Raw genomic sequence first — 14,628 nt, 5'->3', positions numbered from 1 at the left:
ATGAGCTTTCAACAGTATGTTGTAGCCGGTTCAGTGCTGCTGGCAGTCAGCTTTGGCCTTTGTGCCTTGCCGCAGCAGCAAGGGCTGGCTTTTGTCTCTATTCGTGATGGTAATGCCCATATTTACCTGCGTCAGGGCAGTAGTGAGCAAGCGCTAACCAGCGGCAGTTCGGTGAATACCCAGCCAGCCTGGTCTGCCGATGGTAGTGAACTGGCATTTAGTTCAGTACGCGATGGCCAGTCTGCTATTTATCTGATGCAAGCCGATGGTAGTCAGCTGCGCCGGTTAACACCAAGCAAGCTGTGGCAAACTGCACCAGCCTGGTCGCCGGATGGTTCGGCTATTGCTTATCTGGCCAGAGATAACAGTAAAACGGGGGTGGAACTGCATCTGGTGCAACTGGCTACTGGCGAGACCCAGGTGCTGGTAGCGGATGGCCTGGAGAAAGGGCCTGATGCGCCAGTGTGGTCGGCTGATGGTAAGCAGTTAGTATTTTTAGGCGCTAATGCTGATGGCAAGGCCGATGTCTGGCTGGTGCAGCGTGATGGTAGTGGCCTTAAAAATATCAGCGAGCAGACGTCAAAGCGTAACAAAGCGCATCCGGCTATTTCGCCAGATGGTCGTTATGTTGCCTATGTTGCAGATATGCGTGGACATTTGGCGTTGTTTCGTACCGACCTGCAAACCGGCGAGTCCGTTAACCTGACGGCCGACAAACCGGCGGCCTATGAAACGCCGCGCTGGTCTGCCGATGGCCGTCAGTTACTGTTTGCCAGTAGCCGGGATGATCCTGGTCTGACGCGAATGGATATTTTCGTGATGAATGCCGACGGTTCTGCTGTAACGAATTTAAGCCAGCACCCGCACGAAGATTACAACCCACATTGGTCTGCTGATGGCAAACAGGTGTTGTTTACCAGCTTGCGCACCGGCACCGCACAAATTTATCGCTATGACATGGCTAAGCAGCGGGTTGAAAGGCTTAGCATGAACAAATCACATGATATGGACCAGGTGCCACGTCCTGCCTTTGAGCAGCATAGGGCATCTGTGACAAAAGGAGAGCTGTCGTATGAAAAATAGCAACAGCAGTAAAATGTTCAAAGGCATTTGGCGTCAGCTAACGGTCGCTGGCTTGTGCTGTGTCACTAGTATCGCTTGGGCTGCCGGCAAAACCTACACCCTGGATGCCGACTTTGCCCAAGGTGTGCTTGATGGCGTAAATTATGACGCACCGAACGGCGATCAATTACAACTCAATGCGGTAGGTACGACGTTTCCGGTCGCCTGGATAGCCAATGCCGGCGAGGATACCGTATCAAAGTTCGATACTAACCTGAATAAAGAAGTCGCCCGCTATCGCACCTGGTTTGGCCCAGTGGGTCAGCCCGGACATTATAGTCACTTAGGTAATGCCTATGATGGGCCTGCACCCTCGCGAACAGCCGTGGATATTAACGGTAATGCCTATGTACTTAACCGCCACTTTAGTCAGGGTATCAGTAGTGCCGGTGTCGTGCTGAAAATTCTGGCTGAGGGCTTTATCGACCGAAATGGCAACGGTGTGATGGACACTTCCGCTGACGGTAATGATGATGGCATCATCGATAACACTGAGATGTTGCCGCTGGCAGATAGCAACGGTAATGGCATTATTGATGAGAACGAAATTCAGGATGAACGTATCGCCTGGGTTAAGCGGGTGCCTGATGGCATAGCCGCACCGCTGCGGCCAACGGGTACTTTAGGCCGTGCCATGTGCATCGGCACCGATGGCAACTTATGGGTCGGGCTGTTCAATGATCGCACTTATTACAAAATCAGTGCAGCCGATGGTTCTACCATAACTGGCCCGGTATCGACAGTTCCCACTGCTGGGCAGCCTAATGCTGGCTCATGGACGCCTTATGGCTGCCTGATCGATGCCAGTGGCACCTTATGGAGCGCATCCTTATCTGGCGTGTTGGGAAAGATTACCAATACCCAAAGCGACACCGGCCCCTATACCGTGTCATCTTTTGCTTCCAGTTTCAACTATGGTATCGCGCTGGGCAATGGCAAAGTTTACCTGGGTAGCAGCAATCAACAGTTTGATCCGGCCACCAATACTTACAGTGCAATTCCGAATATGACAGTGGGTAGCTCCGGTATCGTTGTCGATGGTGGCGGCAATATCATTGCCGGCAGTGCAACGGTACGCAAAGTGGCGCCTGATGGGACCTTGTTATGGCAGGCACCCTTGCAGGCTGGCGGCAGCAGCTCGGTGGGTATACAGGTAGATGCCAACAATGATGTGTTGCAAATCGGCTTTACCAGTGCTGGCCGTATCCAAAAATACCGCGGTACAGATGGCGCCCCGCTCGGTGTGTTCCCGGTAGGTAATATGCCTTATACCTACAGTGACGCCACCGGTCTGGTGGCGCGCAATGTGACTAACCCCACCGGCACCTGGACAGTGGTGTATGACAGTGGCAACAGTGGCAAGGCCTGGGACAATATTAACTGGAACGATCTGACACCGACCGACACCTCAGTGCAAGTGGCGTTTCGTACCGCAGAAACCCAAGCCGGACTGGCATTAGTCAGTTACCAGCCAACCACTAAAGGTAATGCGTTAGCCAGCAGTGGCCGTTTTATTCAGGTGCAAAGCCGGCTTAACGGTAATGAACAGGGCGATAGCCCGATATTGTTTGACCTGACGATTAATGCGGTCGATGCCGGTTGTGATGTGGATGGCAATGGCGCCACCGATTCGGTTGACGTTGCGCTGGTACGGGCCGGTATTGGCCAGACACCGTTACCCGGTGATGTGCGTGACCAAAACGGCGATGGCAAAATTACCGTCAATGATACCCGGCTATGCGCGCTCAAATGCAGCTTACCACGCTGTGCTTTGGCGCCCTGAACGGATACAACCTAACTAGAAGGATATTACTATGCGTATGTTAGTGCTTTGCGGTCTCTTCGTTCTGGCTTTGTTGGCTCCGGCCAAAGCCGCTGTTATTTACCTGTCGCCGGCACAGCAGCAGGTTGGCGTATCTGACAGCGTATCGGTTGATGTGTTTGTCACCGGATTAGCCGGCGAGGTAGTCTCGGGCTGGGACTTAAATTTGCTGTTTGATGACAGCATCTTACAATTGAGTGATGTATTTTTTGACCTTGCCAATTTTGCTGATGATCCTGTGCTCGATGCGCTGTACGACAGCAGTGCTGTTGGCGGAAATATCAGCAGCTTTCTGGTATCTTTTTTAACCGATGCAGATTTGCTATTAAGGCAGACAGAGCCGGTACGGTTGATGTCGATCAGTTTTTTAGCGCTAACCGATGGTGTTAGCTTAATTAACTTTGGTACAGATCCAGATTATGAGCTTAACGTCACCGGGCTTGACGGTCTTAGCCTGGATCTGGCCGCGCGCGGTGCTTGTATTGGTGTCGGCCAGGGCCAGTGTGGTGCTGATATACCGGCCCCGCCCACCCTGTGGCTATTGGGGCTGGCGTTGTTATTGCCATTTCAGCGCCGTTTCGCGCCACGTTGATATCGCCTAGCGTAATAGGCGCTGGAATAGCCGTTTCAGCGCCGGCGCTTTCAGTGGTTTTAGCAAAAAGTAATAGCCGGCGTTAAGCGCTTGTTCGCGAATATGCTCACTATGATCGGCTGAGTGGATGATCACAGGCAGCTGCACGGCTAAATGCGCCGCTAACTGGTTGGCAACTTCAACGCCAGTGGCGCCGTTATCCAGATGATAGTCAAACAGCAGCAAATCAGCCTTCAGGCCCTGTGCCAGGGCTTGCAGTGTGTCTGCCGGCTGGCCAACGGCGACAACCTTTATCTGCCAACTGCGTAATAGCTCAGCTACCGCCGTGCGTAGCTGCGGTTCGTTATCCAGCAGCAGCACGGTTTTGCCGGCAAAACTAGCTGTAGCTTCAGTGACTTTTATCGGCGCAGTGATGACAGGAGCAACGCCACTTAGTGGTACCCGCAGGCTAAAACAACTGCCTTTACCAGGTGTTGAACGCACCTTCAGCGGATGCGCCAAAATCGTGCTGATACGTTGGGCAATCGCCAGCCCTAAGCCTAAACCTTTCTGGCTTTGCTGCTCGCCTTGCTGAAACTCGTCAAAAATGCGCTGCTGATCTTCCGCTTTAATGCCAATGCCGGTATCCAACACACAAATATCAATATGCTGGCCACAGCGCTTTACGCCCAGCAGCACCTTGCCAGCGGGAGTATAACGAATGGCATTGGCCAGCAGGTTTTGGATCACCCGCTTGAGTAATTTACGGTCGCTGTAAATGCTGAGCTTACTGGCGCGGTAGTGCAGCTGCAGGCCCTTTTCGCTGGCTAAAATAGCGGCGTCGCGGGCAATGTCGTCCAGTACACTGTTAAGACTAACCGGCTGTGGGTTGGCCGTTATCACACCTGAGTCGAGTTTAGTCAGCTCTAAAATAGCGCCTAACAGCTCTTCGGCAGAGTTCAGCGAACTGATTAAATTATGGCTTAGCTGCTTAAGTTCAGTACTGCTTTGTTTATCGCGCAGTAAGCTGGCAAACAGCACTGCGGCGTTAAACGGCTGCATTAAATCATGGCTGGCGGCGGCGAAAAAGCGCGTTTTTGCTTGAGTGCTTTGCTCCAGCTGCTGCTGTGCCTGCTGTAACTGGCCATTTAACTGCTGTAAGGCGGCGGTGCGCTCGGCCACGCGTTGCTCTAATTGCTGTTGGGTATCAATAAAGGCACTGACATCACTATAGGTAGTAACAAAACCACCACCGGGCAGGGGGTTGCCTTGCATTTCCAGCACCCGGCCATCCTGCTGGCGGCGCTGAAACTTGTAGGCGCTGCCCTGGCGCAGGTAGCTTAAGCGCTTGTCGATTTCGCTTTGTACGTCATCACTGTCAATTAAGCCGCGCTCAAGGTTAAAGCGAATAAGCTCTGCCACCGGTTTACCGACTTCGACCAGTCCCGGCGGATAATTAAACATGTCGATATAACGCTGGTTCCAGGCAATTAAGCGTAGGTCAGCATCTACCACGCTAATGCCCTGACTGATATTGTCGATGGTGGCGCGCAGTAGTGCCTGGTTAAACTGAAACACCTGGCTGGCTTCATCGACAAAGCGGGCCACCGACTCCAGCGGCAGGTTAGCATGGCGGCCACTGGCATCCATAATAAGCCGCATAGAGGCGCCGCCCACTACCGCCGCCAGGCTTCGCTCAGCCGCTTGCACCAGATTGGCCGGGGCTAATTGCTGCAGCTCATGTGGTTGCTTTAAGTTACGTTGTAGTAAGCGGCTGGCTTCCTTTTCGCCGGCAAAACGCCTTACCAGTAAGTAACAGTCCTGCACCGTTAAATGCAGTGGTCGCTTAAGCGGGCTGCTAAGCTGGGTGCGTAAAAAACGGCCGCTTTCCAGCCATTCACCCACCCGGGTGGTACTTAGCCGGCTAACCAGAACAATCAGGGCGCAGTTAAGGCTGAGGCTGACCAGTACGCCAATGCTTATCACATCCGCATTCATGCCAAACAGTTGCTGCGGCGCCAACAGTTGCAAGCCGAACGGGCCTTCACTGAGCCAACGGTTGCCGATAAGACCGGCACGGCTTAGCTCAGGCAGTAAAATAATATAGGCCCAAGCCAGCGCGCCGCCACATAAGCCGGCTATAGCACCCTGGCGGTTAATATTGCGGCTTAACAAGCCTAAAATCAGCGCCGGTGCCAGCTGCGCCACCAGGGCAAAGGCCATCAATCCCAGCTGAGCCAGGCCGGTTTCGGTACCAATCCAGCGGTAATACAAATAGCCCAGCGCCATCACGCTTAGCATGGCAATACGGCGCAAGGTAGCTACTTTAATATGGCCTTTGTCGCTGGCTGTGGCGCTACGGTACAACAAAGGGGCCAGCAGCTCGTTGGTGATCATAATGCCCAGCACTACAGTGGCCACTACCACCATGCTGGTTGCGGCAGAAAAGCCTCCCAAATAGGCCAGCAACGCCATATCAGTGCGCTGGGCCGCCAGCGGCAGCTGTAGCACCACTAAATCAATATTGGCATCACTGCCCAGCAGCATTACGCCGGCCAGTGCCAATGGCAGCGTAAACATGCCCATCAGCAACAGATACAGCGGGAAGATCCAACGGGTGGCGCGTAAATGGCCTAAATGTTGGTTCTCGACAAAGGTGACATGAAACTGCCGCGGTAAGCACAGGGTAGCAGCAAAGCCCAGTAACACGTGCAGCCAGTAGGTATGAGACGGCAGGGCTTGTTGCTGAATCTGACTGACGGCCGGGCTTAGTGCTGCCAGCTGAAAAATCTGCCCGATGCCATCATACATGCCCCAGAACACAAAGGCGCCAATAGCTAACAGGGCAAGTAACTTAACCAGCGACTCAAAGGCGATAGCTGTCATCAGGCCAGGGTTGGGTTGGTGAGCTTTGGCGCCTTTACTGACAAACAGCAGTGCAAACACTGCCATCCACAAGCTGACATATAAACCGGTGTCGCTATACCAGGCGCTGCCGGGTGCGGTAGCAACCAAAGTATTAATACTGGTGGCTACCGCATGCAGCTGCAGCGCAACGTAGGGGATGACCGACATCAACAAGATGAGCGTGGTAATAACCGCCAGGCTGCGGGAGTGGCCGAAACGGGTGGCGATAAAGTCGGCAATAGAGGTAATGCGGTAGCGCCTGCAAGCAATAGCAATACGCGCGACTAACTTAAAGCCGAACCAAAACAAAATAAAGGAGCCGATATAGGTAGGCGGCATCCACCAGCCGTTTACCGCAGCCTGAGCGGTTACGCCATAAAAGGCCCAGGACGTGCAATAAATAGACAAGGCAAAACTGAACACCCAGGGTGCTAACGGGTGTTTGCTATTAATGCGTTTGCCAAAGTGGCCGACACTAAACAGCACCAGCAGGTAGAGCAACGAGAGGGCGGCAATGCTACCCAGGCCAATACTGCTGCCGTTTAGAATCATCTGTTCTGCTGTTGTCATCCGTTTATCACAGAAGCCGATTGTGCCTGAGTTTTAGCCGCCCGGCTAGCGGGCTGTCCAGCCGCCATCCAGCACCAGGGTTTGTGCGCTGATATGTTTCGCTGCCGGACTGCACAAAAACAGCGCCGTGGCGGCAATTTCATCGACACCAATAAAGGCTTTTTGTGGCATAGGCGCCAGCATAATTTGCTCTATCACCTGTTGTTCAGTCAGGTTGTGCTCTTTGGCCTGAGCGGCAATTTGCTGCTCGACCAGCGGCGTTTTCACATAGGCCGGGCAAATGGTGTTAATGGTAAAGTTGATGTCGGCATTTTCCAGCGCCACCACCTTGCTAAAGCCCAGCAGGCCATGTTTCGCCGCCACATAGGCTGATTTAAACGGCGAGGCCACCAGAGCATGGATAGAGCCGATATTGATAATGCGGCCAAAGTTACGTGAGCGCATGCCAGGTAGCACGGCGCGGCTTAGCATAGCCGGGCCGGTTAGCATCACGTTGAGCAGTTGCTGCCACTTGTGCGGTGGAAAATCTTCCAGCCGCGCCACATGTTGTATGCCGGCGTTGTTAATCAGCACGTCAATGTCAAACTGACTGGTGCAGCGAGCAATATCAGCCTCGCTAGTGACATCCAACTGGATACCGCAAGCCTCAAAGCCCTGTGCGCTTAACTGGGCGGCTTGTTGTTCTGCTTGCGCTAATTGTAAGTCGGCCAGAATGACACTGTGCCCTGCGCTGGCAAACTGACTGGCGATTTCAAAGCCGATACCACCGGTGGCGCCGGTAACCAGAACCTGCATAGCTGTTACTCCAAACTGTAGTGATGGCCTTATGCTAGGAGCACAGTGGCTTAACGGCAACGCTACTTTAGTGCTATGAGATACTAGCTTGTGGGAAATGCGCGCTAGAGGTGGCTACACGGCTAAAGCTAATAAATGCCCGGCAATATTTGGTACTGAAAGCGCCTTGTGGTACATTTTGCTGGCATAAATAAATAACAAACTTGCTGCAGCCGGCCGGTTTTGTCATAAAAATTATAATATTTCAGCGCTTTAAAGCCGTTTTGCCCTGCAATGCAGTGTAAAGGCCTATTATCTTGTTGCGACCGGCATAAAAAGCAGCCTAACCAAGACTTCACAGAGGACACCCTATGTCAGCGCCTGACAATACAGCCGCGGTAGACAGTGGCAAACGCGGCTGGTTTACCCGTTTTCTTGATACGGTAGAGTTTCTCGGTAACTTGTTACCGCACCCGGTCACTTTATTTGCTTGTTTCGCCCTGGCGGTAGTGCTGGGCAGTGGCATTGCGGCTTATTTTGATGTCAGCGCTATTGACCCGCGGCCAGAGGGTACGGCCGGTCGCGCCGCCGATGGCGTGATCCGCGTGGTGAACTTGGTCAGTGTCGAAGGTTTACAGCGCATAGTGTCGAACCTGGTGACAAACTTCACCAGCTTTCCACCGCTGGGTGTGGTGCTGGTGGCCCTGCTGGGCGTGAGTATTGCTGAGCACTCTGGGCTTATCTCGGCCGCCATGCGCGGTTTAGTGATGGGTGCCTCTAAGCGCATGGTAACCGTTACTATCGTGTTTGCCGGTATCGTGTCTAACACGGCGTCAGAGCTGGGCTATGTGGTGCTTATTCCGATGGCTGCAGTGATTTTTCACTCGCTTGGCCGTCATCCGCTGGCGGGGCTGGCAGCGGCTTTTGCCGGCGTGTCTGGTGGTTACAGTGCTAACTTGCTGATTGGCACTGTTGACCCTTTGCTGGCGGGCTTTACCCAGTCGGCGGCCAACTTAATCGATCCTAATTACACCGTTAGCCCAGATGCAAACTGGTTTTTTATGATCGTGAGTACTTTTGTCATCGCGGCTTTGGGAGCTTTTGTTACCGAGAAAATCGTCGAGCCTAAGCTGGGTAAATATGACCCCAGTGAGGCCAGTATCGATCTGGGTAAGCAACAACTGGACAAACTTACCGCTGCAGAAAAAACCGGCCTGCGCTGGGCCGGTGTAGCCTTTTTAGCCATTGCTGTGTTGCTGGCGTTAAGTGTGGTGCCTGAGTGGGGCCCGTTGCGCCATCCGCAGACCGGCCTGATTGAAGGCTCGCCGTTTTTAAAAGGTATCGTCGTCTTTATCTTTGTTAGCTTCGCCATACCGGGTTTTGTTTATGGCCGTATTGTTGGCAGCATGAAAACCGACCGTGACGTTATTAATGCCATGTCCAAAAGCATCAGCTCTATGGGCTTATATATCGTGCTGGTGTTTTTCGCGGCGCAGTTTGTTGCCTTTTTTGGCTGGTCGAATTTAGGCTCCATTTTGGCAGTTAAAGGTGCAACCTTACTGCAGGATATCGGCCTTACCGGCCCGCTGTTGTTTGTGTTCTTTATTGCCATGTGTGCGCTGGTGAATTTATCCCTAGGCTCAGCCTCGGCACAGTGGGCCATTTTCGCGCCGATATTTGTCCCCATGCTAATGATCGTTGGCTACTCGCCGGAAGTAATCCAAGCCGCTTATCGTATTGGTGACTCGGTAACCAACCTAATTACGCCCATGATGAGCTACTTTGGCTTAATACTTGCCGTGGCGGCACGCTACAAGAAAGATCTCGGTATCGGCACGCTGATTGCCACTATGTTGCCCTACACACTGGTATTCTTTGTTGGCTGGGTAACGCTATTTTATCTGTGGGTATTTGTATTTGGCTTGCCGGTAGGGCCCGGCGCACCCACCTACTATCAGTTTGGTGGCTAGGCAGTTTACTGGTTACTGATAAAAAATAATAAAAAACCGCAGCTAACTGCGGTTTTTTATTAACTACTGACAGCGGTGGACTCGCGCACCACAAGCTCAGGAATAAACACCGGTTGCTTGTCGGACAAATTTTTATTGGCATTGGGTTTGGTATGCCGAAACAGCAGCTCTGCTGCTTGCTGAGCAATGGTGACATTCGGTTGGTGCGCTGTGGTCAGTGGTGGCCAGGTTTGGCGTGAGAAGGGGCTGTTCTCAAAGCCGGCGATAGCCAGTTGCTGCGGAATGGCAATATTCATCAGTCGGGCGCTGAACAAAGCTCCGGCAGCAATTTCATCATTACAGGCAAAAATAGCAGTAGGCTTTTTGCTCAGCTGCATCAGTTTTTCAGCGCCTTTCACGCCAGACTCAAACGAGTAACTGCCCGGCACAATAAACTTCGGGTTAGCGGCTATGCCGCGTTTAGCCAGTGCGGCCTGATAACCGGCTAAACGTTCACCGCTGGAGCTATGCTCATCGTCACCGCATAAAAAGGCAATCTCAGTATGGCCTAGCTCCAGCAGGTGATTGGTAATTTTAAAGGCGGCGGTAAAGTCATCCACCAGCACGCAGTTGCTTAATTTAGGTGACGGTGTTGAACCAGAAATAATACGGATAAACGGCAGGCCGATTTTTTCCAGTGCCTGGGCAATCTCCGGCATTTCAGAAAAAGGCGGTGTCAGTACTAACCCGGCTAAACGGGAGTGCTGCACTAAATCTAACACTTCCTGCACTATCCCGGCCGACTTGGCATTCGTTGGGTGGATAATGAGCTCGTAGCCATGTTTGCGGCAGGCATCCAGCATGCCTTTTTGCATATCAATAACATAGTAAGCGTTGGGGTTATCGTAAATATAGCCAATGCTGAACGAGCGGCTACTGGCCAGATTGCGGGCCGCGGCGTTAGGTTGATATTGCAGCTCATTGATAGCCGCCATCACTTTATCATAGGTGTCTTTACGCACTGAGGGTTCATTATTCATTACCCTGGACACGGTTTTTATTGAGACACCGGCCTGGCGGGCGACATCATTAATCGTTACTTTCATGCTGAGATCCCTGCTCTTTATAGAGTTAATGACAGCGCTGGTCATTTATTAGATCAAATTGAACTAATGGATACCTCTTTTTTGCCGAAACGGCAAACATTTCTTGCTTATTTTTGCTACGACTTTTGGCTTGAATAAGATAGTGACTAAAAGTATATGCTTAACATGCTGTATAAAAACAAGAAAATATTTTGGCGTGGACCGTCATCTTCTGACGGTATATGGAAAACCATTTTACCTGGTGTGATTTTGGCATTGTTTGAACGCGCCAATAACGTTTAAAAAATCGTCGAATTCGGTTTGCAAAGGCGATTTTTTTTGTGTATGTTAAATTCCAATGACAGCGTTGTCATGATTTGTCCGGGAAGTAAAACAGCACTACAACAAGAGAACAGGAACGGGAGAGGGTTATGCAGCACACAAAAATAACGAAATGTGCGATAGCAGTGAAGCTTGGATTAATGGTCGGTGGCGCGAGTTTAGCGATGCCGTTATTGGCTCAGGAAGAAGTCGCTAAAGAGCAGCAGGTAGAAGTGATACAGGTGCGGGGGATTCGTGCATCACAGGAAGCCAACTTAAATGCGAAACGCTTTAATGATGGCACCATTGATATGATTACTGCTGAAGATCTGGGCAAGTTTCCGGATAAAAACGTGGCAGAGTCGTTACAACGTATTCCGGGTATTACCATTCAGCGCCAGTTTGGTGAAGGTGCTGGCGTGTCTATCCGTGGTGCCGGTCTTGATTTAACCCTGACAACGCTTAATGGGCAAAATGTCGCGTCTACTGGCTGGTTCGTGCTTGAGCCGGCAAAACGTAGTTTTAACTATGAATTGTTACCTTCTGAATTAGTGGGTGATTTGGAAGTTTATAAAAGTTCACAGGCTGATCTGGCCGAGGGCGGTGTCGGTGGCACTGTTATTGTTAATACCCGCAAACCGCTTGATTTGGACCCTTTGACCGTTTATGCCTCGGTAGAAGGCTCATATCAGAGTGATTCTGGTGAGACAGACCCATTGTTTTCTGGCTTAGGCAGCTGGAAAAATGATAACGAAACCTTCGGTGTGTTAGTGGCTGGCGTGTTGCAAAATCGTAGCCTGCAGCGCCAGGGTAATGAAGCGTTCTGGCAGTGGGGCGCAGGTCCGGTGGGTTTTGAACAAGACCGTGAACGTACGGCATTAACGGCAACTTTTCAATATCGTCCAAGTGATGCATTAAATATTGTGTTTAATGCAATGGACATGCAGATGGAAGCCAATAACACCAACTATGCGTTATGGTTAACTCAGGCCGATACCACCTGGGGTGATACCTCAGCGACGGAAGCTTGGACCACTTACCCGGGGCTTGATACCCGTACGCCGGTAAAAGGGCCGTTAAACGTGGCTTACTACCAGGCGCGGCCACGGGAAGCGACGATGAAGTCTAAGGTTTTTGACCTAAAAGTCGATTATCAGGGTGATAACTACCTGCTTGAGTTCCAGGTGGGGGATACGTCGTCAACCGGTGGGACTGACTTTGAAATGGTGGTTGATGATGGCACCGGTGGTACACCTATTCCGGGTGGTAAATATGACTTTACCGGCAACGTGCAAACCTGGGATTTGAATGGTTTTGATCTGGCCAGTTATGATCCGGGCTCACTGGTAATGGGTACTGGTGCTAATTTTAATCGTACACCAAAAAGCGATGAGGAAACTTACGCTCAGGCTGACGTTACTTTTGATGTCAGCTACGGCCCTATCAGTGCGTTAAAGTTTGGTGCCAAAGTATCGCAGCATAACACCTGGAGTCGTAAGTTTGACTTTATACAGGCCGAGGGCTTTGATCCGACGATTTCTACCAGCGGTCTGAACACCGGAACGTTCGACATTGGTACCGCGGATTATCAAATGATCCGTTTTGATCCTGAAGCGCTTAAAGCCTGGGCCCGCTCAAGCATTGTTGGCGAAACCGAAGACTTAGGTGCCTATAGCGAAATCGACGAAGATAACTTTGCGCTCTATGGTATGGCGAAATTCAGCACCGAAGGTATTCGCGGTAACTTTGGTCTGCGCTATGTCACCACGGATGCAAAATCAACCTATTATCTGGACGGTGCTCAAGGCTCGAGCAGCGCAGACTATGCCGAGTTTTTGCCAAGCTTTAACATTGCCTTTGATGTTGCACCGGATGTGATTGTACGGGCGTCTGCTGCGCGCGTGATGGCGCGGCCACAATATGCTGATATGTACGTTAATCCAAACGTTATGGGGATTAATGACGATGTGCCGAACAACCAGCGCTGGATTGTCGGTAACATTGGCCTGAAACCCTTTATCGGTGACCAGTTTGATTTAGGCATTGAATGGTACTTTGATGCCAACTCATTAGTGTCTGCTGCGTTGTTTGCCAAAGACGTGAAAAACTTTGTCAATATTAGCAGCAGTACGGCCAGTGCAGATGAGATCCCGTTTGAGCTGGAAAGGCAGGATGAAGCTGATTTTGGCTGGTTGGTAGAGCAAAAAGGCAATGGTAAAGATGCGCAGATCACCGGTATGGAACTGCAGTATCAGCAGTACTTCGGTAATGGTTTTGGTAGCATCGTAAACTATACCTACACCGATACCTCTACCGATGCCGATACCTTTGCTGATCTTAATCCGGTATTAAGTGACAGCTCACGTCACTCGTACAACATCAGCGGCTATTACGAAAACGATATGTTCCAGGCGCGCCTATCTTATAACTGGCGTAGTGAATATATGATCCGTGAAGCCGGCTCATACGGTAACCGTCTGCACGATGACTACGGTTCACTGGATTTAAGCGTGGTATGGTCAGTTACTGACAATATCGATATCAAACTTGACGCGGTCAACCTGCTGGAGGAAGGCTCTAAGCAGATTGGTCAGAACCGCAGTGCGGCAGGCAACAACTACAATGGTTTTGCCTGGGGCTTCCCGGTATTCCAGTATGATCTGGCACGCCGGGTGTCGTTAGGCGCAAGTTTCCGCTTCTAACAGCGCAGCAAACGAAGGGAAGTGGCAACACTTCCCTTTTTCCATCTCAGACAACAGTGTAAGGTAACTTACCTGTGATGAAAAAGAGCGCGAAGTATGAACGCTATTACTCCTCTTAACCCTCAAAACCACAGCGGCCTGAAGCTGGCGCACGACCCAAGTTTTGCCCAGGTTCAACACGAGCATATGTTGCCGGTGGTAGTACACGAATTTAACCGTCTGGCATTGGAATACGCCTTGGTATTTGTCAAAAATGCCAATAGCGGTGCATTTCAACCCGTTGCTTTAACCGGCCTCGCTGCCGGCCAGAATCTGTATTATCAGCCGCAGGCCTGGCAAGCAGACAGCGCGCCGATGATAGTACGTAATTATCCGCTGGTATTGATAGAAGATGCGGCTAACCCAGAGCAGTTACTGGTGGGCATTAACGAAGCCAGCCAGTTGCTCAATGGTGAGCACGGCGCAGCACTGTTTAACGCCGATGGTAGCGAAAGTGAATTTTTAAGCAGACGTAAAAAACAGTTAGAAGATTTCTATCAGTCCAGCCAGTTAACGTCGGCTTTTGTTACCCTGCTGAGCGAGTTGCAGCTATTACAGCCACAAACACTCAACATCACCGTCGCCCAGCAGAAACAACAACTTACCGGCTTATATTTTATTGACGAACAAAAACTGAACGCCTTACCTGCGGCGCAATTTGAGCAGTTGCGCCAACGCGGTTTCCTATCTTTGGTGTACGCGCATTTGCTGTCGTTAAGAAACATTGAGCGTTTAGTGAAAAAAGCGGCAGGCCAGAGTAGCTGAT

At 51.3% G+C, this 14,628-nt stretch carries 9 protein-coding genes; 6 read left to right on the top strand and 3 right to left on the bottom strand.

Features of this window, described 5'->3' with window-relative positions; translation table 11 throughout:
* The 3 genes from ABGI61_RS04655 to ABGI61_RS04645 are packed head-to-tail and all read left to right on the top strand — an operon-like array spanning position 1 to position 3,536.
* Entirely contained in the window at positions 1 to 1,083 is a 1,083-nt protein-coding gene (locus ABGI61_RS04655) for a TolB family protein (RefSeq protein ID WP_347597602.1), read from the top strand.
* On the top strand, positions 1,073 to 2,905 hold the full coding sequence (locus ABGI61_RS04650; protein WP_347597599.1) for a hypothetical protein: 1,833 nt from the start codon (positions 1,073 to 1,075) through the stop codon (positions 2,903 to 2,905). Before ABGI61_RS04655 ends, ABGI61_RS04650 begins: the two co-directional genes overlap by 11 nt.
* Before the next feature lie 31 nt (positions 2,906 to 2,936).
* Positions 2,937 to 3,536 carry a hypothetical protein gene (locus tag ABGI61_RS04645; RefSeq protein WP_347597596.1) on the top strand — a complete coding sequence of 200 codons (600 nt, stop codon included), beginning with the start codon at positions 2,937 to 2,939 and terminating at the stop codon, positions 3,534 to 3,536.
* A gap of 6 nt (positions 3,537 to 3,542) precedes the next feature.
* Here the strand turns inward: ABGI61_RS04645 and ABGI61_RS04640 are convergent, their stop codons facing one another.
* Both ABGI61_RS04640 and ABGI61_RS04635 read right to left on the bottom strand, forming a co-directional pair.
* Entirely contained in the window at positions 3,543 to 6,992 is a 3,450-nt protein-coding gene (locus ABGI61_RS04640; RefSeq protein ID WP_347597594.1) for a hybrid sensor histidine kinase/response regulator, read from the bottom strand.
* A 45-nt stretch (positions 6,993 to 7,037) separates the two neighbouring features.
* Positions 7,038 to 7,787 carry a 3-hydroxybutyrate dehydrogenase gene (locus ABGI61_RS04635; protein WP_347597591.1) on the bottom strand — a complete coding sequence of 250 codons (750 nt, stop codon included), beginning with the start codon at positions 7,785 to 7,787 and terminating at the stop codon, positions 7,038 to 7,040.
* Between the two features lie 350 nt (positions 7,788 to 8,137).
* Here ABGI61_RS04635 and ABGI61_RS04630 point away from each other — a divergent pair, with 350 nt between their 5' ends.
* Positions 8,138 to 9,736: an AbgT family transporter gene (locus tag ABGI61_RS04630; RefSeq protein WP_347597588.1), complete on the top strand. Its 1,599-nt coding sequence runs from the start codon at positions 8,138 to 8,140 to the stop codon at positions 9,734 to 9,736.
* Positions 9,737 to 9,795: 59 nt separating this feature from the next.
* Here ABGI61_RS04630 and ABGI61_RS04625 read toward each other — a convergent pair whose 3' ends face one another.
* Positions 9,796 to 10,821 carry a LacI family DNA-binding transcriptional regulator gene (locus tag ABGI61_RS04625; protein ID WP_347597585.1) on the bottom strand — a complete coding sequence of 342 codons (1,026 nt, stop codon included), beginning with the start codon at positions 10,819 to 10,821 and terminating at the stop codon, positions 9,796 to 9,798.
* A gap of 410 nt (positions 10,822 to 11,231) precedes the next feature.
* On the opposite strand from ABGI61_RS04625, the gene ABGI61_RS04620 reads away from it, so the two are divergent.
* Together ABGI61_RS04620 and ABGI61_RS04615 are read left to right on the top strand one after the other, a co-directional pair.
* A complete protein-coding gene (locus ABGI61_RS04620) occupies positions 11,232 to 13,823 on the top strand; it encodes a TonB-dependent receptor (protein WP_347597582.1) in 2,592 nt (863 codons plus the stop codon).
* Between the two features lie 96 nt (positions 13,824 to 13,919).
* Complete coding sequence (locus ABGI61_RS04615; protein WP_347597579.1) at positions 13,920 to 14,627, top strand: SapC family protein; 708 nt, start codon at positions 13,920 to 13,922, stop codon at positions 14,625 to 14,627.
* The last annotated feature ends 1 nt before the right edge of the window (position 14,628 follow it).

The sequence above is a fragment of the Rheinheimera fenheensis genome, assembly GCF_039871805.1.
Classification (GTDB): domain Bacteria; phylum Pseudomonadota; class Gammaproteobacteria; order Enterobacterales; family Alteromonadaceae; genus Alishewanella; species Alishewanella fenheensis.
This window is presented reverse-complemented; position numbering and strand designations above follow the sequence as displayed.